Source organism: Pseudomonas sp. 2957, assembly GCF_031456345.1.
In the GTDB taxonomy this organism is placed as follows: domain Bacteria; phylum Pseudomonadota; class Gammaproteobacteria; order Pseudomonadales; family Pseudomonadaceae; genus Aquipseudomonas; species Aquipseudomonas siliginis.
Map to the genome: position 1 here is coordinate 1,038,133 of NZ_JAVDUL010000002.1, position 23,616 is coordinate 1,061,748.

22 protein-coding genes are annotated in these 23,616 nt (G+C 60.0%); 9 read left to right on the forward strand and 13 right to left on the reverse strand.

Translation table 11 applies throughout. The features are described 5' to 3' along the window. Positions 1-32: 32 nt before the first annotated feature. Positions 33-2,255: a polysaccharide biosynthesis tyrosine autokinase gene (locus tag J2Y39_RS10170; protein WP_310217229.1), complete on the reverse strand. Its 2,223-nt coding sequence runs from the start codon at positions 2,253-2,255 to the stop codon at positions 33-35. A 39-nt stretch (positions 2,256-2,294) separates the two neighbouring features. After that, positions 2,295-2,735, reverse strand: a complete 441-nt coding sequence (locus J2Y39_RS10175) for a low molecular weight protein-tyrosine-phosphatase (protein ID WP_073471426.1) — start codon at positions 2,733-2,735, stop codon at positions 2,295-2,297. Between the two features lie 289 nt (positions 2,736-3,024). Between J2Y39_RS10175 and J2Y39_RS10180 the strand changes: the two genes are divergently transcribed. Beyond that, entirely contained in the window at positions 3,025-3,981 is a 957-nt protein-coding gene (locus J2Y39_RS10180; RefSeq protein ID WP_310217234.1) for a glycosyl hydrolase family 5, read from the forward strand. A gap of 202 nt (positions 3,982-4,183) precedes the next feature. Continuing rightward, positions 4,184-5,110: a transaldolase gene (tal, locus tag J2Y39_RS10185; protein WP_016775468.1), complete on the forward strand. Its 927-nt coding sequence runs from the start codon at positions 4,184-4,186 to the stop codon at positions 5,108-5,110. 214 nt (positions 5,111-5,324) lie between these two features. On the opposite strand, the gene rssC is transcribed toward tal, so the two are convergent. The 3 genes from rssC to J2Y39_RS10200 form a co-directional block, all read right to left on the reverse strand. Continuing rightward, positions 5,325-5,807, reverse strand: coding sequence for an anti-sigma factor antagonist RssC (gene rssC, locus J2Y39_RS10190; RefSeq protein ID WP_003226553.1), 483 nt, complete (start codon positions 5,805-5,807; stop codon positions 5,325-5,327). Further along, on the reverse strand, positions 5,807-6,988 hold the full coding sequence (gene rssB, locus J2Y39_RS10195) for a two-component system response regulator RssB (RefSeq protein ID WP_024013622.1): 1,182 nt from the start codon (positions 6,986-6,988) through the stop codon (positions 5,807-5,809). The genes rssC and rssB overlap by 1 nt, the downstream gene beginning before the upstream one ends. 344 nt (positions 6,989-7,332) lie before the next feature. Then, positions 7,333-8,022, reverse strand: coding sequence for a VacJ family lipoprotein (locus J2Y39_RS10200; RefSeq protein ID WP_016775470.1), 690 nt, complete (start codon positions 8,020-8,022; stop codon positions 7,333-7,335). A gap of 199 nt (positions 8,023-8,221) precedes the next feature. On the opposite strand from J2Y39_RS10200, the gene J2Y39_RS10205 reads away from it, so the two are divergent. After that, complete coding sequence (locus tag J2Y39_RS10205) at positions 8,222-8,842, forward strand: phosphatase (RefSeq protein ID WP_056791481.1); 621 nt, start codon at positions 8,222-8,224, stop codon at positions 8,840-8,842. 108 nt (positions 8,843-8,950) lie between these two features. Continuing rightward, on the forward strand, positions 8,951-9,214 hold the full coding sequence (locus J2Y39_RS10210) for a DUF4404 family protein (RefSeq protein WP_150634832.1): 264 nt from the start codon (positions 8,951-8,953) through the stop codon (positions 9,212-9,214). Between the two features lie 187 nt (positions 9,215-9,401). Here J2Y39_RS10210 and queF read toward each other — a convergent pair whose 3' ends face one another. Next, positions 9,402-10,232 (reverse strand): NADPH-dependent 7-cyano-7-deazaguanine reductase QueF, encoded by an 831-nt coding sequence (gene queF, locus J2Y39_RS10220; RefSeq protein WP_310217245.1) that lies wholly within the window; start codon positions 10,230-10,232, stop codon positions 9,402-9,404. Positions 10,233-10,293: 61 nt separating this feature from the next. Next, positions 10,294-10,827, reverse strand: a complete 534-nt coding sequence (locus J2Y39_RS10225) for a cupredoxin family protein (RefSeq protein ID WP_310217247.1) — start codon at positions 10,825-10,827, stop codon at positions 10,294-10,296. Positions 10,828-10,993: 166 nt separating this feature from the next. On the opposite strand from J2Y39_RS10225, the gene J2Y39_RS10230 reads away from it, so the two are divergent. Then, a complete protein-coding gene (locus J2Y39_RS10230; RefSeq protein WP_310217250.1) occupies positions 10,994-11,674 on the forward strand; it encodes a heavy metal response regulator transcription factor in 681 nt (226 codons plus the stop codon). Further along, complete coding sequence (locus J2Y39_RS10235; RefSeq protein WP_310217254.1) at positions 11,674-13,020, forward strand: heavy metal sensor histidine kinase; 1,347 nt, start codon at positions 11,674-11,676, stop codon at positions 13,018-13,020. The genes J2Y39_RS10230 and J2Y39_RS10235 overlap by 1 nt, the downstream gene beginning before the upstream one ends. Before the next feature lie 119 nt (positions 13,021-13,139). On the opposite strand, the gene J2Y39_RS10240 is transcribed toward J2Y39_RS10235, so the two are convergent. The 3 genes from J2Y39_RS10240 to J2Y39_RS10250 form a co-directional block, all read right to left on the reverse strand. After that, positions 13,140-14,384: a lipoprotein-releasing ABC transporter permease subunit gene (locus J2Y39_RS10240; RefSeq protein ID WP_310217257.1), complete on the reverse strand. Its 1,245-nt coding sequence runs from the start codon at positions 14,382-14,384 to the stop codon at positions 13,140-13,142. Positions 14,385-14,447: 63 nt separating this feature from the next. Further along, positions 14,448-15,146, reverse strand: coding sequence for a lipoprotein-releasing ABC transporter ATP-binding protein LolD (gene lolD / locus J2Y39_RS10245; protein WP_024013628.1), 699 nt, complete (start codon positions 15,144-15,146; stop codon positions 14,448-14,450). Next, positions 15,139-16,389, reverse strand: coding sequence for a lipoprotein-releasing ABC transporter permease subunit (locus J2Y39_RS10250; protein ID WP_024013629.1), 1,251 nt, complete (start codon positions 16,387-16,389; stop codon positions 15,139-15,141). Before J2Y39_RS10250 ends, lolD begins: the two co-directional genes overlap by 8 nt. Positions 16,390-16,483: 94 nt before the next feature. On the opposite strand from J2Y39_RS10250, the gene J2Y39_RS10255 reads away from it, so the two are divergent. Then, positions 16,484-17,065 carry a PilZ domain-containing protein gene (locus tag J2Y39_RS10255; protein WP_016775478.1) on the forward strand — a complete coding sequence of 194 codons (582 nt, stop codon included), beginning with the start codon at positions 16,484-16,486 and terminating at the stop codon, positions 17,063-17,065. A 14-nt stretch (positions 17,066-17,079) separates the two neighbouring features. Continuing rightward, positions 17,080-17,802: a glycerophosphodiester phosphodiesterase family protein gene (locus tag J2Y39_RS10260; RefSeq protein ID WP_041477331.1), complete on the forward strand. Its 723-nt coding sequence runs from the start codon at positions 17,080-17,082 to the stop codon at positions 17,800-17,802. A 42-nt stretch (positions 17,803-17,844) separates the two neighbouring features. Here the strand turns inward: J2Y39_RS10260 and sthA are convergent, their stop codons facing one another. Continuing rightward, positions 17,845-19,239: a Si-specific NAD(P)(+) transhydrogenase gene (gene sthA, locus J2Y39_RS10265; protein ID WP_039760770.1), complete on the reverse strand. Its 1,395-nt coding sequence runs from the start codon at positions 19,237-19,239 to the stop codon at positions 17,845-17,847. A 201-nt stretch (positions 19,240-19,440) separates the two neighbouring features. Beyond that, entirely contained in the window at positions 19,441-20,487 is a 1,047-nt protein-coding gene (locus J2Y39_RS10270; RefSeq protein ID WP_310217266.1) for an FAD:protein FMN transferase, read from the reverse strand. Positions 20,488-20,562: 75 nt separating this feature from the next. On the opposite strand from J2Y39_RS10270, the gene J2Y39_RS10275 reads away from it, so the two are divergent. After that, on the forward strand, positions 20,563-21,861 hold the full coding sequence (locus J2Y39_RS10275) for an MFS transporter (RefSeq protein ID WP_041477332.1): 1,299 nt from the start codon (positions 20,563-20,565) through the stop codon (positions 21,859-21,861). Between the two features lie 172 nt (positions 21,862-22,033). Here the strand turns inward: J2Y39_RS10275 and J2Y39_RS10280 are convergent, their stop codons facing one another. Then, positions 22,034-23,497 carry a glyceraldehyde-3-phosphate dehydrogenase gene (locus J2Y39_RS10280; RefSeq protein ID WP_016775482.1) on the reverse strand — a complete coding sequence of 488 codons (1,464 nt, stop codon included), beginning with the start codon at positions 23,495-23,497 and terminating at the stop codon, positions 22,034-22,036. Between the last annotated feature and the right edge of the window lie 119 nt (positions 23,498-23,616).

Below are 23,616 nucleotides of genomic sequence, written 5' to 3' on the forward strand. Positions count from 1 at the left end.
CACTTCAAACAGGAAAGAACAATCGGCAACCATCAGGATTTGTCGGACGCGTATTCGTAGTTGTAATAGCCGGTGCCGCCGTAATAGCTGGCCGCACGTTTCTCGACGCCGTTGAACACCGCGCCTTTCAACTCGATGCCGTTCTGGGCGAAGCGGCGAATGGTCAGTTCGATCTCTTTGGCCGGGTTCACCCCGAAGCGGGTGACGATCAGGCTGATGCCGGCCTCGCGACCGACGATGGCGGCATCGGTCACCGCCAGCAGCGGCGGCGTATCGATGATCACCAGGTCGTAGCGCTCGCTGAGTTGCGCCAGCAGCTCACGGAAGTTGGCGTGCATCAGCAATTCGGAAGGATTGGGCGGCACTTGCCCCCGGCTGATGAAATGCAGGTTGTCGACTTCGACTTTGTTGATCGCCTGCTCAAGGGTGCAGCGCTTGACCAGCAGGTCGGACAAACCATTGCTGATCGGCGTGTTGAGGGTTTTGTGCAGGTGCCCTTTGCGCATGTCGGCATCGATCAGCACCACGCGCTGGCCGCTCAGGGCCATGACCGCCGCAAGGTTGGACGAGACGAAGGTCTTGCCGACCTGCGGGCTCGGCCCGGAAATCATGATGCGGTTGTTGGTCGAATCGAGCCCGGCAAAGTGCAGGCAGGTGCGCAGGCTGCGGATCGATTCGATCGACAGATCGGTCGGGTTGCGCAGCGCCAGCAGATACGCCGGCTTGTCGACGCCATCGCGGGCGCGGCCCTTTTTGTTGTCCTCTTCCTCCTGCAAGGCGCTGTAGGGAATCGACGCGTAAACCGGCAGGCCCAACTGCTCGATGCCTTCCGGGCCTTCAAGGCCACGGCTGAGGGATTTGCGCAGCAGCACCAGCGCCACGCCGACAAACGCGCCGAGCAATGTCGCGATCAGCACGATCAGTGGTTTCTTCGGTTTGATCGGATTGGTCAGGTCGACATCGGCGGTGTCGATCAGGCGCACGTTGCCGACGGCCCCGGCGCGGACGATGTCCAGTTCTTGGGATTTGTTCAGCAACTGCGTGTAGATCTGCGAAGCCACCTCGACGTCGCGGGTCAGGTTGAGCAATTCCTGCTGGGTGGCCGGCAGGTCCTGAACCTTGACTTCGAGGGATTTCTGCTGCTGGGTCAATTCGCCGATCTGCGTCATCAAGGCGCGATAGGCCGGGTGCTGTTTGGTGAACTTGCGATCGAGCTCGGCCTGCTGCATTTTCAGCTCGGAGATGCGCGTTTCCAGCGCCACCGACTGGCCCAGCACCGACTGGGTTTCCAGCGAAATGTTCACGGTCTTGCCGTGGGTCTGGTAGGCATTCAAGGCGTCGCTGGCCTTGGCCAGATCACGCTTGACCTGAGGCAACTGGCTTTGCAGAAACGCGAGGCTCTGCGCGGCTTCCGCCGAGGTGCGGCGTACGTTCTGTTCGACGTAGAGCGAGGCGATCTTGTTGAGAATCTTCACCGCCTCGGCCGCGTCGGAGCTGGCCAGCGCCAGACGAATGATCCCCGACTCCTTGCCTTGTTCGGAGATATCCAGCGCGTCCTGATAGCCCTGAATGGTCACAATCCGAGGATTGCGCACCACCTGAAAGCGCGTGCCGGGGTTGGCCGACAAGTGCGCGATCTGCCCTTCTACACCGTCATTGGCAAACGCTTCGCCGGCCACGCCTTCGGCGAGCAGATTGTCGTTTTCATCGAACAGTTGAAAACGCTGCTGCTCGCCGGCGATCAGGGTGAGTTTCTTGCCGAGCAGGTCTTTCGGCAATTGCAGCCGGTTGAACTCCAGACGCTCGCCACCCCAGGCGTAACTGTTCAGGCCGAAACGCGGCGGCGCGACGCTGGTCTCGCTGTCACCGCGATAGCGCCGTGAGAGAAAGCCGCCGATCAACGGGAACGTGTTGGGGGTGACGTCGATATCCAGGCGCAGGTCGTCAACGGTTTTGCCGATCACCGCGCGGGATTTGATGATGCCGATTTCGGTCACCGACGGCGATTGGCCGCCGAGCATGCTGTTGAGGTCGGAGAAACCGAGCATGTCGTTCTTTTTCGGTTCGACCTGCACCAGCGCGTTCGCCAGGTACACGGGCGTCGCCAGAACCGCATAGGCGACGCCGGTGACCATGAAGGCACCGGTCAGCGCGCCGATCAGCCACTTCTGGTCGATCAGGCTGCCGAAGATGCCGAGCAGATCAATACTGTCTTGATCATTGTCGCGGGTGCCGATTACGGACGGTAACTGCATAAGTCTGTTCTTACCATTTACTGTTCTGAAGAAGATTCATCAATGCCCGAGACGCTTTGCCCATGAACTAACAGCATCTTCAATCAATGCGTGGGCATGAATAAACGCGGCTTTGCCTTGACGATACGGATCATGTATTTCGCGCTCGCTCTGCCACTTGCCGAGCAGAAACACTTTGCCTCGGGCGTGCGAGGCAATCTTCAGCACTTGATTGACGTGGGCTTTTTCCATGACCAGGATCAGGTCCGAGTCATTGACGATGTCCGAAGTCAGTTGCCGCGCCTTGAAGGCCTCGGCGCAATGCCCGTGCTCTTCGAGAACCTGCCGCGCCGAGGCCTCCACGCCCTCGCCCACGCGGGCGGACAGCCCGGCAGAGGACACGGTGATGGCGGACTGGCCCAGCGCGTTGCGCAGCAGCAGTTCAGCCGTCGGACTTCGGCATATATTGCCCACGCAGACAACGAGGATCTTTTTGAACAAGTCTTGCTTTCCTGTGTAATATCAAACAGCCAACATGCCGTGAAAGTTAATGAACCCTCTCGACTTTCCTGCACTCAGAAATAGCTTCGCCCTGTTAGTACAGGAACATTAAGTACCACAGCGTTTTAAGCCGCCCCAACCACAATTAGCGGACTAAAAATAACTGTGATTTTCAGTTGCTGTTTTCCTGACAAAAAATAACATTCGCGCACTTAGTGCCATCACTGTTATCGGAAATTGAGTAACGGGATAAATATTCGTAGTTGTCATTCTCTTCAGGAGAGCAGACATGAAAACAGCACAGCGCAATAAACTCGCCGCCCTCGCCCTGATGGCGCTCGGTGCCACCAGCCAGGTTCACGCCAGTGAGCTGTTCCCCAACCTTCCAGCAAAAACCATCGGCGTGCAGGTGAAAATCCAGAGTTTCACCGCCGCCGATGCCGCGCAGATCAAGGCAGCAGGCTTCAGCTTTGTACGCTTCGGTGTGTGGAGCGACAGCCTCACCGCCAAGACTTATCAGAAACAGGTCAGCGACGCCTTCGCCGCCGCCGCTTCCGCCGGCCTGCCGGTGCTGCTGACGGTGCGCGCGATCAAGGCACTGCCGGCCACGTCGCCGGAGGAGCTGAACGCCGCCGGCGGTAAGTTCGCCAACACCGTGACCGGGCTGGAAAAATCCTGGAGCTCGCAATTGGTGGCGATCGAAATCTGGAACGAGCCGGACCTGGAAACCTATTGGCCGACGCGCAATTTCGATACAACGTTCGTGCCGTTCATGGCCGGCATGTGCAAGGCCTTCGAAGCTCAGCCACAGACGACACCACGGGTCGGTTTCGGCTTCGCCCGGCCGCCAAGCGCGGGCTCGGCGTCGACGGTGGCGCTGAAAAGTATCGTCAGCGAGTACCCCAAATGCCTCAACGCAGTGTCCTATCACCCTTACGGCATGACCGCCACGCAGATCAGCAACGCGCAGACCTTCATCCAGCAGAGCTTCAATCTGCCGGGGGTCATCAGTGAATGGGGGGTTTCGGCCCTCGCCTCCAACGGCGGTCCTGAGGGGCAAGCGACCAAGATCAACGCGTTTATTACCGACGTGAAACGCCTCAATATTCCCCTGACCTCTATCTATGAATGGCGGAACAGTGATTCCGGCAGCAACGATCGCGAGAAGAACTTCGGCTTTCTCACCTCTGACGGCCAGCCAAAACCGGCGCGGTTATCCGTGGAAGGTGTGTTGAACGCTGAGTAGAGCTCGAGCAACCGGCCTGTTCACAGGTCGGTTGCTTTGAACCTGTGGGCTGTTTTGGCATCGTATTCAGCGACACCGCGCCCCGCCTTTCAAACAATCGTTTTCTGGTTGTTGCCGCAGGGGCCATCGATCCACGAATGCACCCTTGAGTGCCCGTCAGCGCTCGGGTAATGTCTTCAGACCCATAGGATAGAGCACGCCCATGACTTCCAAGCTGGAACAACTCAAACAGTTCACCACCGTAGTTGCCGACACTGGCGACTTCGAAGCGATCGCCCGAGTCAAACCGACCGATGCCACCACCAACCCTTCCCTGCTGCTCAAGGCTTCGGCCATTCACGGTTACGCCGAACTGCTGAACGATTGCGTTCGCGACTGCAAGGGCGATGTCGGCCTGGCCAGCGACCGTTTCGGCGTCGCAGTGGGCAAGGAAATTCTCAACGTGGTTCCAGGCCGCATCTCCACCGAAGTGGATGCGCGCCTGTCCTTCGACCAGGATGCGATCCTCAAGCGTGCGCATCGCCTGATCGAGCTGTACGACAAGGCCGGCGTCGGCCGCGACCGCGTGCTGATCAAGATCGCCTCGACCTGGGAAGGCATCCGCGCCGCCGAGATCCTCGAGAAGGAAGGCATCCAGACCAACCTGACGCTGCTGTTCTCCTTCGCCCAGGCCGCCGCCTGCGCCGACGCCGGGGTGTTCCTGATTTCGCCGTTCGTGGGCCGTATCTACGACTGGTACAAGAAGGCCAACGGCAACGACTACACCGGCGCTGATGATCCGGGCGTGCAGTCGGTGACGCGCATCTACAACTACTACAAGGCCAACGACTACAAGACCGTGGTCATGGGCGCGAGCTTCCGTAACATCAACCAGATCGAGCAACTGGCTGGCTGCGATCGCCTGACCATCAGCCCGGAACTGCTGGAGAAACTGGCCGCCGATACCGGCAAGCTGGAACGCAAACTGGCACCGGGCAATGCCGGTGAAGCGCGTCTGAGCCTCAACGAAGCGCAATTCCGCTGGTTGTCCAACGAAGACGCGATGGCCACCGAGAAACTGGCTGAAGGCATCCGTCAGTTCGCCCGCGACCAGGAGAAGCTGGAAGCGTTGCTGCAGGCCAAGCTGTGATTTGAGTCTGTAGAACGCAAAAAGGGCGAACCTGTGAGGGATCGCCCTTTTTCATTTGCCTGCACTGATAAATGTATCGACCGACCCGACGCCATCGCGGGCAAGCCCGCTCCCACAGGGTATGTGGAGAACCTAAGTTTGAGGTTTCACGCGATCATTGTGGGAGCGGGCTTGCCCGCGATGAGGCCAGCCCAGACACCATCAATTCATGAGGTCAGTGTCTTTCCAGGGCATTGACCAGATCATGAAACGCTTCACGATTGGAATCGTTCAGGCCCATGAGAATCTTGTGCGCTTCCAGCACCTTGATTCGCACCACTTCTTCGGACTGGTCCTGATCCGGCAGGTCGTCCAGGCACTCCGGGCACGGCACCGGGTGGTTGACGATGTTGAACACCTGCTCGAAGCCCATCGACTGCAAAAGCCGAGTGATGTCTTCGTGGGTGGTGACAACCGTCGGCAACAGGCCGACCTTCTGCCGCGACAGGATCGACAGTTTGGCCAGCAGGCCCAGGGTGGTGCTGTCGATGCTGCGGGTTTCGGTCAAATCGATCACGATCGCGTTGAAATTCAGCGCGGTGAAGATTTTCTCAATAGTCGCATCCAACGCCGAACACAGGGTCAGGCGAACTTCACCGACGAACTTCAGGACGAAGGTGCCGTCCTGCTCGGCGAACTGGATTCTACCGGTACTCATTAAAGATTCCTGCTCAACACCAACAGGGCGATATCATCCGGCATCTCCCCTAGCGTGGCCAAACCAAACACTTGCCGCAGACCATCCAGGCTGCCGCCCGCCGACTTCACCCGTTCGGGCAAAGCAGCCTCTTTTTCTTTGAGCGTTGCTTCCGGCAAAAGGTCCAGAATGCCATCAGACATCAGCGTCAGGCTGAACGTCGGCGGCAGCTCAAGCACGTGGTCTTCGTAGGTGGCTTCGTTGAAAAGCCCCACCGGCAGACCACGGCCTTCGAGATAACGAACACTGTCAGGCGTGTACAACACAGGCAAAGGCAGATGGCCGCCGATGCTATAGGTCAACAAACCGGTCTCCTCGTCGATGACTCCACCGACCATTGTGACGTGTTTACCCAGCTTACAACTGATCAGCCCCCGGTTGATATGACCGAGCACTTCCGAAGGTTTGAACTCCGGCAAGGTACCGCTGCGTTTTGACTCGAAGAGCAAACGCGTGGTCATGAACTTCAACAGCACGGTGACGAAGGCTGATGACGCACCATGCCCGGAAACATCCGCCAGATAAAACGCGACCCGGCGCTCGTCAACGCGGAAATAGTCGACAAAATCACCCGACAGGTACAGCGACGGGATGATCTGGTGGGCAAAGTTGAATTCGTCGATGCTCCACGGGCTTTCCGGCAGCATGTTCATCTGCACCTGGCGACCGGCGTTCTGGTCTTCCTGGAGCAGGTTCAGGCTGGCTTCGAGCTCGCGGTTGGCCTTTTCCAGCTTCTCGCTGTAGCGCTGGTTTTCCAGCAGCAGCCGCGCACGATCCAGGGCCCGGCGCACGGAGTGCTCGAGCACAGCCAGATCTTCGAGAGGCTTGATCAGGTAGTCCGCCGCACCCAGGCGCAGGGCCTCGACTGCGTCGTTCATCACCCCGGCACCAGAGACCACGATCACCGGCGTATCGGGTGAGCGCTCGGTGACCTGACGGATCAGTTCGAGACCGCCCATCTGCGGCATGCGCAGATCGCAGATGACCAGATCGGGCTCGTCTTGCTCGAATACCTGAAGACCCTGTTGACCGTTGCCGGCCTGCAGGACGCTGAAACCACTGTCTTCCAGATAGGCCGCGAGGCTCGCGCGCACTACCTCGTCATCATCGATTATCAGCAGCGTGGCACTGGTTTTTGGCATGTGGGCAAACGGCGCCAGAATTAGGTTGGCGTAGTGAGCGGGGCAACGGCCCTGCGCAGACTACTGGATTCGCTTTCTAGCCTCTCTGTTGCAGCGCTTTCAAGCATTCGCCTGGCGCGCGGTTTTAAACAGAGGTGCCCTTCTAAGGCGCAGACGGTACTCCCATCCGCAGAGCGTTTCAAGCATGCGCCGATTGTCGCTTGACGACTTTGTTTGTCAAATCACCGGGAGTTATAAGAACCGCTCCAACGGTAACCCGATGGAAGGTAGTGGCAGTCGCAGGCAACGCTCTGGCGCGGACAAAAAAGGCGACCCGAGGGTCGCCTTTCTGTCGCCGGTCGAAATCAGAAATCGTCTTCGACCTGACCGTCCTTCACCTTGAACTCGCGGTTCTGCAGGTAAGCGTTGCGGATGAAGGTGTATTTGTCGCCGCTGATCAGCTTCTCGCTCGACAGCAGGCTGGCGCGGGTGTCGACGATGTTCAGGCCGAAGATCGAGTTACGCGTCGGCACGTGGTCGATGTAGCGGTACGCGCCGGTGAAGCTGTCGACATATTTCGACGGTGCGTCACGCAGGGTGCTCGGCCCCATCAGCGGCAGCATAACGTACGGGCCGCTGCCCACGCCCCAGTAACCGAGGGTCTGACCGAAGTCTTCGTCGCTGCGGTTCAAGCCCATCTTGGTGCCGACATCAAAGAAGCCGAGCAGACCGAAGGTGGTGTTGAAGATCAGTCGGGCGGTATCAACGCCCGCCGCAGCCGGTTTGGCCTGGAGAATGTTGTTCGCCAGGTTGGTCACGTCACCGACGTTGCGGAACATATTGTGAATGCCGTCTTCAACGAACTGCGGGGTGATGAACTCATAACCCTGGGCCAGTGGCTTCAGCGCGTAGGTGTCAACGAAGTCGTTGAACTGGAAAATCGGCCGGTTGACGCTTTCCCAAGGGTCTTCTTCGGTGGCCGCCTGGGTGGCGAACGGCGCCAGCAACAGGCTGGCACATACACTTAGCTGAGTGAGCGAAGGGCTCCAGCGCATAGAAAAACTCCTTGGATTCGATACTGGCGCGGTCCTCTCGGCCCGGGCATTAAGGCCGCTAGTATAAGCGTAAACGGCGATTTGGGCAGTGCGCCGCTGCAAGGATATGCAGGAAGTTTCCTACGCAGGCTTTCACCCGCCTGTCATGCAACTGTCACCCCAGCGCCTTAGTCTTGAGCGTTATTTCAGGGACGTTGCCATGACTCACGCCGAAACCTTGCCCGTCGCCGCGCCCGGCCTGACTGCCGTGCTGTTCGGCCTGAGCGGTTGCCTGGTGGATTTCGGTGCCCGCGCCGCGCGAGAGCTCAACGCCCAGCCGGAACATGCCAAAACTACACCGGGCGCACTCGATAGCCTGAAAAGTTTGCAGCGCCAGGGAATTCCCTGCGCGTGGCTCGACGAATTGCCCCCTGCCCTCGCTCAGCCACTGGCCGCGTCGCTGCCGGACTGGATCAAACCGACGCAACATTCAGCAACAATGAATCCATGGCCAGCGCCCAACGCGTGCTGGCAGGCGTTGATGAGTTTGAACATCGACCGCCTCGACGGTTGCGTGCTGGTCAGTGGTGAGCCGCGCCTGTTACAGGCCGGTCTGAATGCCGGGTTATGGACGATTGGCCTGGCGTCCTGTGGCTCGCTATGCGGCCTGAGCCCGAGCGAGTGGCAGGCGCTCTCGCAAAAGGAACGCGAAAAGTTGCGCGGCAAGGCAACCGTGCAGTTGTTCGGCCTGGGCGTGCATTCGGTAATCGATCATCTCGGCGAACTGGACGCCTGCCTCGCCGACATCAGCTTGCGCCGCGCCAAAGGCGAAAAGCCCTGACCGGCGTCATGCAGGTTTACCGAGAGTGGATTAATCTAAAGGTCAGCCATAGACCTTTGGCGCGCGGCTGCGGTCAATGCCAGTGCCTATTGATAAAAGGAAACCACCATGCCCGCCCAAGAACTGCAAAAACAGCTCGATACCCTGCGCGAGCAGCTGGAACACAATCCACCGCTGTCGGAAGCCGAGCGTGATGATCTGCATGCGCTGATGGCGCAGATCGAATCGGAGATCCAGCTGGAAACTGCCACCCAGGACGCGAGCATCGCCGATGGTGTGAACCTGGCAGTGGATCGCTTCGAGCTTGAACATCCGGCTATCGCCAGCACCCTGCGCAACATCGTCAACGCGCTGGGCAGCATGGGCATCTGACGCCCCGCCGCACAAAAAAGCCCTGCCAGCGATGGCAGGGCTTTTTCATTTGCAAAATGTGCATGCAAGCCCTTGTGGGAGCGAGCCTGCTCGCGAAGGCGTCGTGTCAGTCGACATCATCGTTTAATGACACACCGCATTCGCGAGCAGGCTCGCTTCCACATTGGATGTCGCACATTCAGGATCTTTATTGACGTACGAGCCGATGATTTGGCAACTGCACCTCTTCAGTGCTGCGATACGGATTGATATCCAGCCCACCCCGGCGTACATAGCGCGCAAATACCGTCAGTTTCTCCGGCTTCAACAACCGCTGCAGATCAAGAAAAATCCGCTCAACGCATTGCTCATGGAAGTCCGAATGCTGGCGGAAGCTGACGATGTACTCCAGCAGGCTGGCGTGATCCAGCGCCGCGCCGCGATATTCCACCACGACGCTGCCCCAGTCCGGCTGGCTGGTCACCGGGCAGTTGGATTTGAGCAGGTGGCTGTGCACGCTCTCCTCGACCACGCGCGAATTGTCGCAACGCAGCAGCTCCGGACGCGGGTGTTCATAATTGCTCACGCTGATATCCAGATCGTCGATGCACACGCCCGGCAACCCCACCACGCCTTCAGCTTCGACGTCCTTCAGACTGCGAACCCGAACGCCCACCGGTTTACCGGCAGCGGCGGACAGATCCTTGACCAGCGTCGCTTGCAATGTGGCAACGTCGGCGAACGGCGTCTGATTCAGCGAGTTGAGGTAAAGCTTGAACGACTTCGATTCGATGATGTTCGGCGAGTCCGCCGGGATGCTGAATTCAGCGATCGCCACCACCGGTTTGCCCGAGGGCAGCAGCCACGACAGCTCGAAGCAGTTCCAGAAATCCACGCCTTTATACGGCAGGGTTTCGGCGGTCAGGCCCAGCTCGGCCCATTTCGCGGTGCGCGGAATCGGGAACAGCAGGGACGGCGTGTAGGTGGCGATGTATTCGCTGGATTTGCCCAGCGGCGAATGTTCGGCTGCGGGATGCATGGCGGAAACCTGACTGAAGAATCAGCGGATTCTACCAGCCTTTGCCCGCGCCTTTGAGTGCTTACTGACTGACTGTCAGTTTGCCGACCATGCCCGCCTGATAATGCCCGGGGATATTGCAGGCAAACTCGAGCGCCGTGGCCTTGCTGAAGGTCCAGGTCAACTCGGCGGTTTTACCGGGCTCGACCAGCACGCTGTTGGGGTCGTCATGCTGCATGCCGTGGCCCATCGCCGCGTGATTCATGCCCGCCATGTCGTGGGACATTTTTTTCATGCCGGTAGGCGTAAGCATGCCGCTTTGCTGCATCTGCAACATTTCCTGCTGGTGACTGGCATGCATCGCCGCATCACCGAGGTTGAATTCATGCAGCAACTGGCCTTTATTCACCAGTACAAAGCGAACCGTCTCACCGGCCTTGACCTGTATGGCTTTCGGGTCGAAGTTCATGTCGCCCATGACGATTTCGATACTGCGCGTAGCCTGGCTCGCCGCTGCCGGCTGGCCGAAGGCGAAGGTGTGCGCGGGTGCCGCCCAGGCTGGCGAACTCAATGCCAGCAGACAGGTGGCTATTTTCAGCGAGGTGCGCAAAAACATGGTCGTACTCCAACAAGACAAGGTTCAGCCTGTGGGAAACTCTAACCACCCAGTGCTGGCATCGACCTGACAGGCAGATTACAACTTTGTCAGCTTGGCGCTTATCGCCGGATCTCACGGTATAACGCCCTCGCCCTTCCAAATACCAACCCCGCCCGAGTCGCCCATGAAACTGTTGATCGTCGAAGACCAAGCGAAAACCGGCCAATACCTGCGTCAGGGCCTGACCGAGGCCGGGTTCAATACCGAACTGGTGGCCGATGGCATCAGCGGCCAGCAACTGGCCTTGAGCGGTGACTACGCGCTGTTGATCCTCGATGTGATGCTGCCCGGGCGCAGTGGCTGGCAGATTCTGCAAGCGGTACGCAGCGCTGGCCTCGAAACGCCGGTACTTTTTCTCACCGCCAAAGACGCCGTGGAGGACAGGGTTCACGGCCTCGAACTGGGCGCCGACGATTATCTGGTCAAGCCATTCGCCTTCTCCGAATTGCTCGCCCGGGTGCGCAGCCTGTTGCGACGCGGCAGCGCAATCGCCCAGGAAACCAGCCTGCAACTGGCCGATCTGCGCCTGGATCTGATCCGCCGCCGGGTCGAACGCAGCGGCCAGCGCATCGACCTGACCGCCAAGGAATTCGCCCTGCTGGAAATGCTCCTGCGCCGTCAGGGTGAAGTCCTGCCCAAATCGCTGATCGCCTCGCAGGTTTGGGACATGAATTTCGACAGCGACACCAACGTCATCGAAGTGGCGATCCGCCGCTTGCGCCTGAAGATCGACGATGACTTCCCCGACAAGTTGATCCACACCGTGCGCGGCATGGGTTACGTGCTCGAAGAGCGTTCGCTGTGATGCGTCGTTGGTCCTTGAGCACGCGCCTGGCCCTGTTGTTTGCCGCCTGCACTGCGGTGGTCTCGCTGTTCGCCGGGGTGCTGTTCGACCGCGCCAGCGAGGCGCACTTCATCGAACTCGATCAGCAACAACTGGAGACGAAACTGATCGGCCTGCGCCGCGCCTTGCAGGATCTCCAACCTGCCCAGCGCGAGGCGCGGCTGGCTGATGAACTCAGCCGTCAGGCCGATCTGTCGTTGCGCATTACCAGTGGCGACGGTCAGCACTGGTATGACAGCTCGGTGCAGATTCCGAAGAATCTGCCGCTGCAAACAGGCCTGTCGACCATCAGCCATGACGGCACCGATTACCGCGTGCTGCGCGCCCCGCTCTACCCAGACACAGCGGATTCGCCGCAACTGACGCTGCTGCTGGACATCACCCATCACCAGCATTTTCTTACGCGCATGCAGCATCTGATCTGGCTGACCGTCGGCCTGTCGGCGCTGGCTACTGCCGTGCTCGGGGCCTGGGCCGCGCGCAGCGGTCTGCGCCCGTTGCGGCGGATGAGCGCGGTGGCCCGTGGGATTTCTGCGCAATCGCTGAATGCCCGACTGCCTGAAGAGAAGATGCCACCAGAGCTTGCAGAAATGGCCTACAGCTTCAACGCCATGCTCGCACGCCTCGACGACTCGTTTCAGCGCCTCTCGGCGTTCTCCGCCGACATCGCCCATGAGCTGCGCACGCCACTGTCGAATCTGCTGACCCACACCCAGGTCACCCTCACCCGCCCTCGGGCACTGGAGGATTACCGCGAAGCGCTGCACAGCAACCTCGAAGAACTGCAACGGATGGCGCAACTGGTCAACGACATGCTCTACCTGGCCAAGGCTGACCACGGCTTGCTGATGCCCAAGCGCGAACCACTGGAACTGGCGGATGAGGCCGACATGCTGCTGGAGTTTTTTGCACCATTGGCGGAAGACGCTGGCGTGAGCTTGAGCCGTGAAGGTGAGGCGCAAATCGAAGGTGATCGCGGCATGTTGCGCCGAGCCTTGTCGAACCTGCTGGATAACGCACTGCGGTTTACCCCGGCCGAGGGTTATGTGCGCTTGAGCATCGTCGACGAGGGGGAGATCGTGCGCGTCTGCGTCGAGAACAGTGGCGAGGGGGTCTCAGCGCAATTACTGCCACGTCTGTTCGACCGCTTCTATCGAGCGGATCCGGCGCGGCAGGAAGGCAGCAGTGAGCATGCGGGGTTGGGCTTGGCAATTACCCAGTCGATCGTGCGTGCCCATGGCGGGCAGATTCATTGCGAATCTGAAACGGGTTGGACGCGGTTTGTAATCGAGTTGCCTCGGACCTGATCGTTCCCACGCTCTGCGTGGGAATGCAGCCCGGGACGCTCCGCGTCCCTTCAAGAGCCGAACGCAGAGCGTCCGTTGAGGCATTCCCACGCAGAGCGTGGGAACGAGCATGGAGTCGCTTACGAATATCTCAGCGCATGCGCCGGCTCAATCTTCGCCGCCCGCCACGCCGGATACACCGTCGCCAGGAAGCTCAGGATGAAACCCGCCGAGCAGATCAACAGCACATCCCCACCCTGCAATTCCGAGGGCAGGTTGCTGACGAAATACACGTCCGAACTGAAGATATGCTGGCCGGTCACACGCTCGATCCAGCCGACCAGTTCGCTGACATTGAGCGCCGCAATCACGCCCAGCACGCCGCCAATGATGGTGCCGACAATACCGATCACCGTGCCCTGCACCATGAAGATCGCCATGATCTGCCGTGGTGTGGCGCCGATGGTGCGCAGGATCGCGATGTCGGCGCCCTTGTCGTTCACCACCATGATCAGCGTCGCGATGATGTTGAACGCCGCCACCGCGACGATCATCAGCAACAGCAGGCCGATCATGGTTTTTTCCATCTTCATCGCGCTGAACAGGCTGCCCTGGGTGTGAGTCCAGTCGTCAGCCTTGAAGTCAGCACCGAGGCCACCGGCAATGTCCGCAGACACCTTCGGCGCGGCGTACAGATCCTTGACCGCCAGACGCACGCTCTGCACCTGATTCGGTTGCCAGTGCTGCATGGTCGCGGCGTCGGCGACGTGAATCAGGCCCATCGAGCCGTCCAGCTCGGCGCCGACCTTGAACACGCCAACCACATTCAGGCGCTGCATGCGCGGGGTGATACCGCCCGGCGCGGTGCTGACTTCCGGGACGATCAGAGTGATCTTGTCGCCGACATTGAGGCGGAAACGCCGCGCGGTGATTTCACCGATCACCACACCGAATTCACCCGGCTTCAAGGCATCCAGACGACCCTGGACGATGTGCTGGGCAACGATCGACACCTTGCCTTCCTGGGCCGGATCAACGCCGCTGATCTGAATCGGCTGCATCGAACCCTTGTAGGACAGCATGCCTTCCATTTCGGTGAACGGCACGGCGGCCGTCACTTCGGGATTTTTCATCGCAGCGGCGGCCACTGGCTGCCAGTCATCGATCGGCTTGACGCCAACGATGGTCGCATGGGGCACCATGCCGAGGATGCGCGAGCTCATTTCGCGCTGAAAGCCGTTCATCACCGACAGCACGACGATCATCGCCAGCACGCCGAGGGCGAGGCCGATCATCGAGGTCATCGAAATGAACGAAACAAAGCGATTGCGGCGCTTGGCGCGGGTATAGCGCGTGCCGATAAAGATCGATAACGGTCTGAACATTCGCTGGGGCACCGTATAGAAATAAAAGACCCGGCACCGTTACGGGCGCCGGGTTTCAGCCAGTCAGATGGGGGTCAGGCAACCTTCCTGCAACTGCAGGACGCGGTCCATCTGGCGAGCCAGGTTCATGTCGTGCGTCACCACCAGGAACGCTGTGCGCATCGAAGTGCTCAGCTCCAGCATCAGATCCTGAATGCCTTCGGCGGTATGCAGGTCAAGGTTGCCGGTTGGCTCATCGAGCATCACCAGCCCCGGGTTGTTCACCAGTGCACGGGCAATGGCCACGCGCTGACGTTCGCCGCCGGAGAGTTCCGCCGGTTTGTGTTCCAGACGATGGCCCAGACCGACGCGCTCCAGCAATGCCGTGGCACGCTGGCGCGCCTCCGGGATGGCGGTCTTGCCGATCAACAGCGGCATGCAGACGTTTTCCAGCGCGGTGAATTCCGGCAGCAGGTGGTGAAACTGGTAAACGAAACCAAGCGCGCGATTGCGCAGCAGGCCCCGCTTCTTCTCGCTCAACGCCGACAGTTCTTCACCGTCGAGCCAGACGCTGCCCTTGCTCGGCGTATCGAGGCCGCCGAGCAGGTTGAGCAAGGTACTTTTGCCGGAACCGGATTTACCCACGATCGCCACACGCTCGCCCGGGTGCAACTCCAGTTGCAGGCCGGCCAGCACTTGTACCGACTCAGGCCCCTCCTCGTAGGACTTGCCCAGGTTACGGCAGCTCAGAATTGCTTGTTCACTCATGCCCGACTCACTCATAACGTAACGCCTCCGCCGGCTGGGTGCGCGCGGCACGCCAGGCGGGATACAGGGTGGCGAGGAAACTCAGGACCAACGCAGCGGCGCAGACCATGACGACGTCCTGGCTCTGTACCTGCGAAGGAAGATAATCAATGAAATACACGTCAGCATTAAGGAACTTGTGGCCGATCAGCCCTTCAAGCGCCGAAATGGCCGCACTGACATTCAGCGCCGCGAGGATCCCGACCACCGCGCCGATGGCCGTACCGACCACGCCGATCACTGTGCCCTGGACCATGAACGTGCGCATGATCGTGCCCGGAGTGGCGCCGAGGGTACGCAGAATGGCGATGTCACCCTTCTTGTCGTTCACCACCATCACCAGCGTGGAAATGATGTTGAACGCGGCGACGGCGACGATGAGCAGCAACAGCAGCCCGATCATGGCTTTTTCCATGCGGATCGCCTGATACAGGTTGCCGTGGGTGCGGGTCCAGTCGCGGGCGTAGTAACGATCTTCGCCGAGCTGCTGGGCAATGTTCCACGCCTCGCGCGGGGCCTGGAACAGGTCGTCGAACTTCAGCCGCAGGCCCTGCACCTGATCGGCTTTCCAGCGGTGCATTTTCGCCAGATCCTGCAGATTGGTCACGCCGAGGTAGCCGTCGAGCTCACCGGCGCCGACATGGAAAATCCCGACCACGGTGAAGCGCTTCATGCGCGGGAACATCCCGGCCGGGGTCACGCTGACCTCAGGTGCAACGAAAGTGACCTTGTCGCCGATGCCAACGCCAAGCTTGGTCGCGGCCTTGTCGCCGATGACGATGCCGAAGCTGCCCGGTGTCAGGTCGTCGAGTTTGCCCTGCTTCATGAAGTTGTCGATGATCGACACATTGCGCTCGAGCGCAGGATCAATGGCATTGAGCAACACCTTGGAAACCTGACCGTTATTGGTCAGCAGGCCCTGCATCTGGGTGAACGGCGCCACCGCCGTCACCTGCCGGTTCTGCTTGACCTTGTCGGCCAGGCTCTGCCAGTCATTGATCGGCTCGCCGGTCTCGAGAGTGGCGTGGGGCACCATGCCCAGCACGCGGGTGCGCATCTCATGGTCGAAGCCGTTCATCACCGACAGCACGACGATCATCACGACCACGCCAAGGGCGAGCCCGATCATCGAAGTCAGGGAAATGAATGACACAAAATGATTGCGACGCTTTGCACGGGTATAACGCGTGCCGATAAATACGAAGAGAGGTCTGAACATGTCGGGGCTTGTTCGGAGGGAAAAGGAACGTCCTTGTGGCGGGGGTCGAAAACCAGCTTTACACTCAGACCACCGCCGCTACCATGGGTTCGCCATGTCGACATTAGATGAAGAAGATCGCCGCGAATACTACCGTATCGAGGACACGATCGCACTGGAAATTCGGCCCCTGTCCGCTCCCGAAGCCGCAGGCCAGGAAGTGTTGCAGGATGCTTCCCCACTGTTCAACCTGCTCAGCGAACTGCACCTGAGCGAATTCGAGTCGCAGCACCTGTTGCGACAGATCAGCGAGCGCGACCGCGCCATCGCGGCGTTCCTCAAATCGCAGAACAAACGCATCGACCTGCTCAGCCAGGTAATCGCCCTGACGGTGCTCGGACACATCGGCGAGCCGCAGCCGGTGATCATCTCCGAGGGCGGGATCGACTTTCAGTACCCGACCCCGATTGCCACCGGCGCGCACCTGTCGGTGAAACTGGTACTGATGCCGCAGGCACTCGGCCTGCTGCTGCGCGCCCGGGTCACCCATTGCGATCCCAAGGGCGATGGCTATGACGTCGGCACCGAGTTCGAGCGCCCGACCGATGCCCAGCGCCAATTGCTCGCGCGCTACATCTTGCAGAAGCAGGCTCAGGAACGCCGTCTGGCCCGCGAACAGAACGAATCTGGCATTTAACTTAAGGAAGCACCGTGACCCTCATCTACGGCCACCGCGGCGCCAAGGGCGAAGCACCGGAAAACACCCTGAGCAGCTTTCAGGAGTGCCTCAAGCACGGCGTGCGCCGCTGCGAACTGGATCTGCACCTGTCCAAGGACGGCGAGCTGATGGTCATCCATGACCCGACGCTCAAACGCACCACCGACCGTCGCGGCAAAGTCGTCGAGCACACCGCCGCCGAACTGGTGACCTACGACGCGCGCAAGGGTGGCCCGGGCTGGATCCAGCCGTGCCCGATTCCGACGCTGGAAGAGTTGTTCGAGAAATGTGATTTCGAGCACTGGCAGCTGGAAGTCAAAAGCGCTTCACGCACCCGCGCGGCGACTACCGTGCTGGCGATTCGGGAAATGGCTCAACGGCATGGCCTGCTCGACAAGGTGACGATCACCTCGAGTTCACGGGAAGTCTTGAAGGCAGCGCTGGACCTGGTACCGGACGTATCCCGTGGCCTGGTGGCCGAATACGCCTGGCTCGATCCGTTGAAGGTGGCGGCCAGCTACGGTTGCGAAATTCTCGCGTTGAACTGGACGCTGTGTACGCCGGAACGCCTGCAGAAGGCGCAGCGTCAGGGCCTGCATGTGTCGGTGTGGACCGTCAACGAGCCTGCACTGATGCGCAGACTCGCCGACTTCGGCGTTGACAGCCTGATTACAGACTTTCCCGGTTTGGCCACTGCCACCCTTGAGAATTGCTGAAATCGGTCTCCCCGGCCGGCTCAGGCCACCGGCCGGAGCCCGTCAAAAAAGCCGGTTGAGGCCGTCGTACGCTGCGACCCGATAGGCTTCGGCCATGGTCGGGTAGTTGAACGTGGTGTTGACGAAATACTTCAGGGTGTTCAGCTCGCCCGGCTGATTCATGATCGCCTGACCGATGTGCACGATCTCCGACGCCTGATAACCGAAGCAATGCACGCCGAGCACTTCCAGCGTCTCGCGGTGGAACAGGATCTTCAGCATGCCCTGCGGCTCACCGGCAATCTGCGCCCGCGCCATGCTCTTGAAGAAGGCCTTGCCGACTTCGTACGGCACTTTGGCCTGGGTCAGCTCCTGCTCGTTCTTGCCGATCGAGCTGATCTCCGGAATGGTGTAGATGCCGGTCGGCACGTCATTGACGAAGCGCCAGCTGCCATTGTCGACGATGCTGCCAGCGGCCGAACGACCCTGGTCGTGGGCGGCACTGGCCAGGCTTGGCCAGCCGATCACGTCACCGGCGCCGTAGATGTTCTCTATGCAGGTGCGGTAGTTCTGGTCGACTTCGATCTGGCCACGGCTGTTGACCTTGACCCCGATGTTTTCCAGACCCAGCGTGTCGGTATTGCCGGTACGGCCGTTGCACCAGAGCAAGGCGTCCGCCTTGATCTTCTTGCCGGATTTCAGGTGCAGGATCACGCCGTTGTCCACGCCTTCGACGCGGTCGTACTCTTCGTTGTGACGCACGGTGATGTTGTTGTTGCTGAAGTGGTAGCTCAGCGCCTGGGAAATTTCCGAGTCAAGGAAGCTCAGCAACTGGCCACGGTTGTCGACCAGTTCGACCAGCACACCCAGACCACTGAAGATCGATGCGTATTCGCAACCGATTACACCAGCGCCGTAAACGATCAGTTTGCGCGGGGTGTGACCGAGGCTGAGGATGGTGTCGCTATCGTAGATGCGCGGGTGGTGGAAATCGATGTCCGCCGGGCGATACGGGCGCGAACCGGTGGCGATGATGATGTGCTTGGCCACCAGCTTCTCGACCACGCCGTTGCCGCAGACCACTTCGATGGTTTGCTCGTCGGCGAAGCTGCCGGTGCCGAAGAACACGTCGACGCGGTTACGGGCGTAGTAGCCGGTGCGCGAGGCGACTTGTTTGGAAATGACTTTTTCGGCGCTTTTCAACACGTCCGGGAAGGAAAACCAGCGTGGCTCGCCGATCGCGCGGAACATCGGGTTGGTGTTGAACTGCATGATCTGCCGCACCGAGTGACGCAGTGCCTTGGACGGGATGGTGCCGAGGTGGGTGCAGTTGCCGCCGACCTGACGACGGCTGTCGACCATCGCGACCTTGCGCCCCGCTTTGGCGGCGTTCATTGCCGCGCCTTCTCCCGCCGGGCCGGAACCCAGTACCACCACGTCGTAGTTGTAGACAGCCATGCGTACTCCTCAGAACAGGCCGCGGTGCCAGCAGCACCGGCGGCTAAATCACGCCGAACGGCGGCGCGAAGGAACAATTGGGGGCCAGTGAAGAACCCGGACACAGTCTATAGAAGCGTCAACGCCGCGCACATTAACCCTTGGTCGCGTCGTAGGCTACTTTTGCCTGCACTACAACGCCAGCTTTCGTCTTGTCTCCGGTCAGTTTTTTTCACCGACAAGCTGCGTAAATGCCTGACTGCTGCGGGTGACGAAACCTGTATCGGCACGCAAGACAAAGAATGCAGCAATGTCATGCTTTTGGGCATAGTCCCGTGCCCTTTCCGGCCCGAGAATCAGCAACAGCGTCGATAGTCCATCGGCCATCAACGCTGAAGGATGAATCACCGTGACTGACGCCAGATCATGTAGGACCGGCCTTCCGCTGCGCGCATCGAAGGTGTGGGAATAACGCCGACCGTCCTGCAGAAAATAATGGCGGTAGTCACCGGAGGTGGACACGCCGTAGCCATCGACATCGATAATCCGCTCGGCCACTTGCTGGTCATCGCGAGGCTCTTCGAGAGCGATGCGCCACGCTGAACCATCCGGCTTCTTGCCCCGGGCCTTGAGTTCGCCCGTGGCTTCGACCAGGTAATTGTCGATGCCCATGCCCTGCAATCTGGCGGCGATGGTATCCACGGCGTAACCGGCGGCAATGCTGTTGAAGTCGACTTCGACGGCGGCGTCCTTGCACAACCGCTCGCCATCGATGCGCAGATGCTGATGGCCGACCCGCTGCATGACCTCGGCCACAGCGGCCGCATCAGGGATCTTTTCTTCGCGTCCTTGCGGGCCGAATCCCCAGAGGTCCAGCAGCGGTTCCACGGTCAGGTCGTAGGAGCCTTCGCTTTGGATTGAAAGCTGTTCGCCGATGCGGACCAATTCGAGCACCGCTGTCGGCATGCCTTGGCAGCTATCGGCGGGCAAGGCGTTGAAACGCTCGATGACGGAGTCACTGCGGTAAGTCGACAGCTGTTGATCGACTTCACCGAGGATGGCCTGCACTTTGCTGCGCACCTGCGCAGGATCGGCGACCCCGGGGTGGCGCACGTACTTGACCGACCAGGTACTGCCCATGGTCGAGCCACCGACCTGTTCCAGGGAATCGCCGTTGCCGCAGCCGCCGATTGCCACCGCCAACACCACAAGCCCCAACCAGCGTCCAGTTAACAATTCTTCATCTCCCCGCAAAACCACGGCGGCCATTATGAACTACAAGCGCCCGCTCGCTTCCCCATGGCTGCAACGCCTTTATACAAAATTGAACAGTGAGTACCTCCCATGTCCTCCACCACGGGCAAAGGCAAAGCGATCTTTCGCGTTGTCAGCGGCAACTTCCTCGAAATGTTCGACTTCATGGTCTACGGCTTCTATGCCACGGCCATCGCCAAAACCTTCTTCCCCACCGACAGCGCGTTCGCTTCGCTGATGCTGTCGCTGGCGACCTTCGGCGCCGGCTTCCTGATGCGTCCGCTGGGGGCGATTTTCCTCGGTGCCTATATCGACCGTCACGGACGGCGCAAAGGGCTGATCATCACTTTGGCGATGATGGCCGCCGGTACAGTGCTGATTGCCTGCGTACCCGGCTACGCGACGCTCGGTGTCGCCGCGCCGCTGCTGGTGTTGTTCGGCCGTTTGCTGCAAGGCTTCTCGGCGGGCGTGGAACTGGGCGGCGTGTCGGTGTATCTGGCGGAAATTTCGACGCCGGGGCGTAAAGGCTTTTTCGTCAGTTGGCAGTCCGCCAGCCAACAGGCAGCCGTGGTGTTCGCCGGTCTGCTCGGCGTTGGCCTCAACCACTGGCTGAGCCCTGAGCAGATGGGCGAATGGGGCTGGCGCGTACCGTTTCTGATTGGCTGCATGATCGTGCCGGTGATTTTTTTCATCCGTCGCTCGCTGGAAGAAACCCCGGAGTTCCAGGCGCGCACCCACCGCCCTACCCTCGGCGAAATCGTCCGCTCGATCGGGCAGAACTTCGGCATCGTCATTGCCGGCATGGCGCTGGTGGTGATGACCACGGTGTCGTTCTACCTGATCACCGCTTACACCCCGACGTTCGGCAAGGCCGAACTGCACCTGTCTGATCTCGATGCGCTGTTGGTGACGGTGTGCATCGGCTTGTCGAACTTCTTCTGGCTACCGGTGATGGGCGCGGTATCCGACAAGATCGGCCGAAAACCCCTACTGCTGGCGGCGACGATTCTGGCGATCCTCACTGCGTATCCGGCGCTGTCGTGGCTGGTGGCGAACCCGAGCTTCAGCCATTTGCTGATTGTCGAATTGTGGCTGTCGTTCCTGTACGGCTCGTACAACGGCGCGATGGTGGTGGCGCTGACCGAGATCATGCCGGTGGAAGTGCGCACGACCGGGTTTTCCCTGGCCTACAGTTTGGCAACGGCGACGTTCGGCGGATTTACTCCGGCAGCGTGCACCTATCTGATTCATGTGCTGGACAACAAGGCAGCACCGGGCATCTGGCTCAGTGGCGCGGCGGTGTTGGGGTTGATTGCGACGTTGGTGTTGTTCCGTGGCAACCGGCATGAGTTGCGCACGGCGCAGGCCTCGGTAGCCAGCGGCGCCTGACAGAATGCTTTCGCGAGCAGGCTCGCTCCCACAGAAGATTGTGAACGACACTGATCCAGTGTGGGAGCGAGCCTGCTCGCGAAGAGGCCGGCAAGGACGCCGAAGATCCAACAGGCCCACAAACAAAAACGCCCCGACAAAATGCCGGGGCGTTTTCATTCAAGCCTGAAGCTTAGCGCGGGAACGCTGGCGGATTCACATCAGCCATGTCTTCCATCACACGAACCACCTGGCAGCTGTAGCCGAACTCGTTGTCGTACCAGACGTACAGAACGACACGGTTGTCCTGCACGATGGTCGCTTCAGCGTCGACTACACCGGCGTGACGCGAGCCAACGAAGTCAGTCGACACCACTTCCTGCGAATTGACGAAGTCGATCTGCTTGTGCAGCTCGGAGTGCAGCGCCATGTAGCGCAGGTACTCGTTCATCTCTTCGCGGGTGGCGGCTTTCTCAAGGTTGAGGTTGAGAATGGCCATCGACACGTTTGGCGTCGGAACACGAATCGCGTTACCGGTCAGCTTGCCGGCCAGCTCAGGCAGAGCCTTGGCAGCAGCGGTAGCGGCGCCGGTCTCGGTGATCACCATGTTCAGCGCGGCGCTGCGGCCACGGCGATCGCCCTTGTGGAAGTTGTCGATCAGGTTCTGGTCGTTGGTGTACGAATGAACGGTTTCGACGTGACCGTTGATGATGCCGAACTTGTCGTTGACCGCTTTGAGCACCGGCACGATGGCGTTGGTGGTGCAGGAAGCAGCCGAGACGATCTTGTCGTCAGCGGTGATTTCACCGTGGTTGATGCCGTGAACGATGTTCTTCAGCTTGCCCTTGCCAGGCGCGGTCAGAACAACGCGATCGATACCCGGGCAGGCCAGGTGCTGACCCAGGCCATCGGCGTCACGCCATACACCGGTGTTGTCCACCAGCAGCGCGTCTTTGATGCCGTACTGGGTGTAATCCACCTCGGTCGGGTTCTTCGCGTAGATCACCTGGATCAGGTTACCGTTGGCGGTGATGGTGTTGTTTTCTTCGTCGATGGTAATGGTGCCGTTGAACGAACCGTGTACCGAATCGCGACGCAGCAGGCTGGCGCGTTTGGTCAGGTCGTTTTCGGCGCCTTTGCGCACGACGATGGCGCGCAGACGCAGGCCGTCGCCACCACCGGTTTTCTCGATCAGGATGCGCGCCAGCAGACGGCCGATACGACCGAAGCCGTACAGAACAACGTCGGTGCCTTTGCGGGCCGAGGCGTTCTGCTGGCCAACCACGTCAGCCATCTCTTCACGCACGAACTGCTCGGCGCTGCGACCGTTGCCTTCGTTACGGAATTTGAACGCCAGCTTGCCCAGATCCACCGACGCCGCGCCAAGCTTGAGCTCGCTCATGGCCTTGAGCAGTGGGAATGTTTCGTGGACGGAGAGTTCGCTGTCGTCGGAAGAACGGTGGCGAGCAAAGCGGTGAGCTTTGAGAATCGCGATGACAGACTGGTTGATCAGGCTGCGGCCATAGATCGAGCTAACCACGTTGTTATTGCGGTAGAGCTGACCGATAAGCGGAATCATCGCTTCTGCGAGTGCTTCACGGTCGATCCATTCACCAAGACACTGGTCGGGCTTCTGAGTCACGGTAACCTTCCACATGTAGGGGCAGAAAAAAGGGGCTACATTATGCCGCCGACAAGCCCTTTCAGCAATGCGCGCTTGTCGCGCAATCGGTAACAAAATCCCGTTCAAAAAATTTACGCCTTTCTCCAGCCCAG

Bases quoted from the DNA above. Each gene is read 5' to 3' on its own strand.
- J2Y39_RS10170 (WP_310217229.1), bottom strand. From the start codon at position 2,255: ATGCAGTTACCGTCCGTAATCGGCACCCGCGACAATGATCAAGACAGT.
- J2Y39_RS10180 (WP_310217234.1), top strand. From the start codon at position 3,025: ATGAAAACAGCACAGCGCAATAAACTCGCCGCCCTCGCCCTGATGGCG.
- tal (WP_016775468.1), top strand. From the start codon at position 4,184: ATGACTTCCAAGCTGGAACAACTCAAACAGTTCACCACCGTAGTTGCC.
- rssC (WP_003226553.1), bottom strand. From the start codon at position 5,807: ATGAGTACCGGTAGAATCCAGTTCGCCGAGCAGGACGGCACCTTCGTC.
- rssB (WP_024013622.1), bottom strand. From the start codon at position 6,988: ATGCCAAAAACCAGTGCCACGCTGCTGATAATCGATGATGACGAGGTA.
- J2Y39_RS10200 (WP_016775470.1), bottom strand. From the start codon at position 8,022: ATGCGCTGGAGCCCTTCGCTCACTCAGCTAAGTGTATGTGCCAGCCTG.
- J2Y39_RS10205 (WP_056791481.1), top strand. From the start codon at position 8,222: ATGACTCACGCCGAAACCTTGCCCGTCGCCGCGCCCGGCCTGACTGCC.
- J2Y39_RS10210 (WP_150634832.1), top strand. From the start codon at position 8,951: ATGCCCGCCCAAGAACTGCAAAAACAGCTCGATACCCTGCGCGAGCAG.
- queF (WP_310217245.1), bottom strand. From the start codon at position 10,232: ATGCATCCCGCAGCCGAACATTCGCCGCTGGGCAAATCCAGCGAATAC.
- J2Y39_RS10225 (WP_310217247.1), bottom strand. From the start codon at position 10,827: ATGTTTTTGCGCACCTCGCTGAAAATAGCCACCTGTCTGCTGGCATTG.
- J2Y39_RS10230 (WP_310217250.1), top strand. From the start codon at position 10,994: ATGAAACTGTTGATCGTCGAAGACCAAGCGAAAACCGGCCAATACCTG.
- J2Y39_RS10235 (WP_310217254.1), top strand. From the start codon at position 11,674: ATGCGTCGTTGGTCCTTGAGCACGCGCCTGGCCCTGTTGTTTGCCGCC.
- J2Y39_RS10240 (WP_310217257.1), bottom strand. From the start codon at position 14,384: ATGTTCAGACCGTTATCGATCTTTATCGGCACGCGCTATACCCGCGCC.
- lolD (WP_024013628.1), bottom strand. From the start codon at position 15,146: ATGAGTGAGTCGGGCATGAGTGAACAAGCAATTCTGAGCTGCCGTAAC.
- J2Y39_RS10250 (WP_024013629.1), bottom strand. From the start codon at position 16,389: ATGTTCAGACCTCTCTTCGTATTTATCGGCACGCGTTATACCCGTGCA.
- J2Y39_RS10255 (WP_016775478.1), top strand. From the start codon at position 16,484: ATGTCGACATTAGATGAAGAAGATCGCCGCGAATACTACCGTATCGAG.
- sthA (WP_039760770.1), bottom strand. From the start codon at position 19,239: ATGGCTGTCTACAACTACGACGTGGTGGTACTGGGTTCCGGCCCGGCG.
- J2Y39_RS10270 (WP_310217266.1), bottom strand. From the start codon at position 20,487: ATGGCCGCCGTGGTTTTGCGGGGAGATGAAGAATTGTTAACTGGACGC.
- J2Y39_RS10275 (WP_041477332.1), top strand. From the start codon at position 20,563: ATGTCCTCCACCACGGGCAAAGGCAAAGCGATCTTTCGCGTTGTCAGC.
- J2Y39_RS10280 (WP_016775482.1), bottom strand. From the start codon at position 23,497: ATGTGGAAGGTTACCGTGACTCAGAAGCCCGACCAGTGTCTTGGTGAA.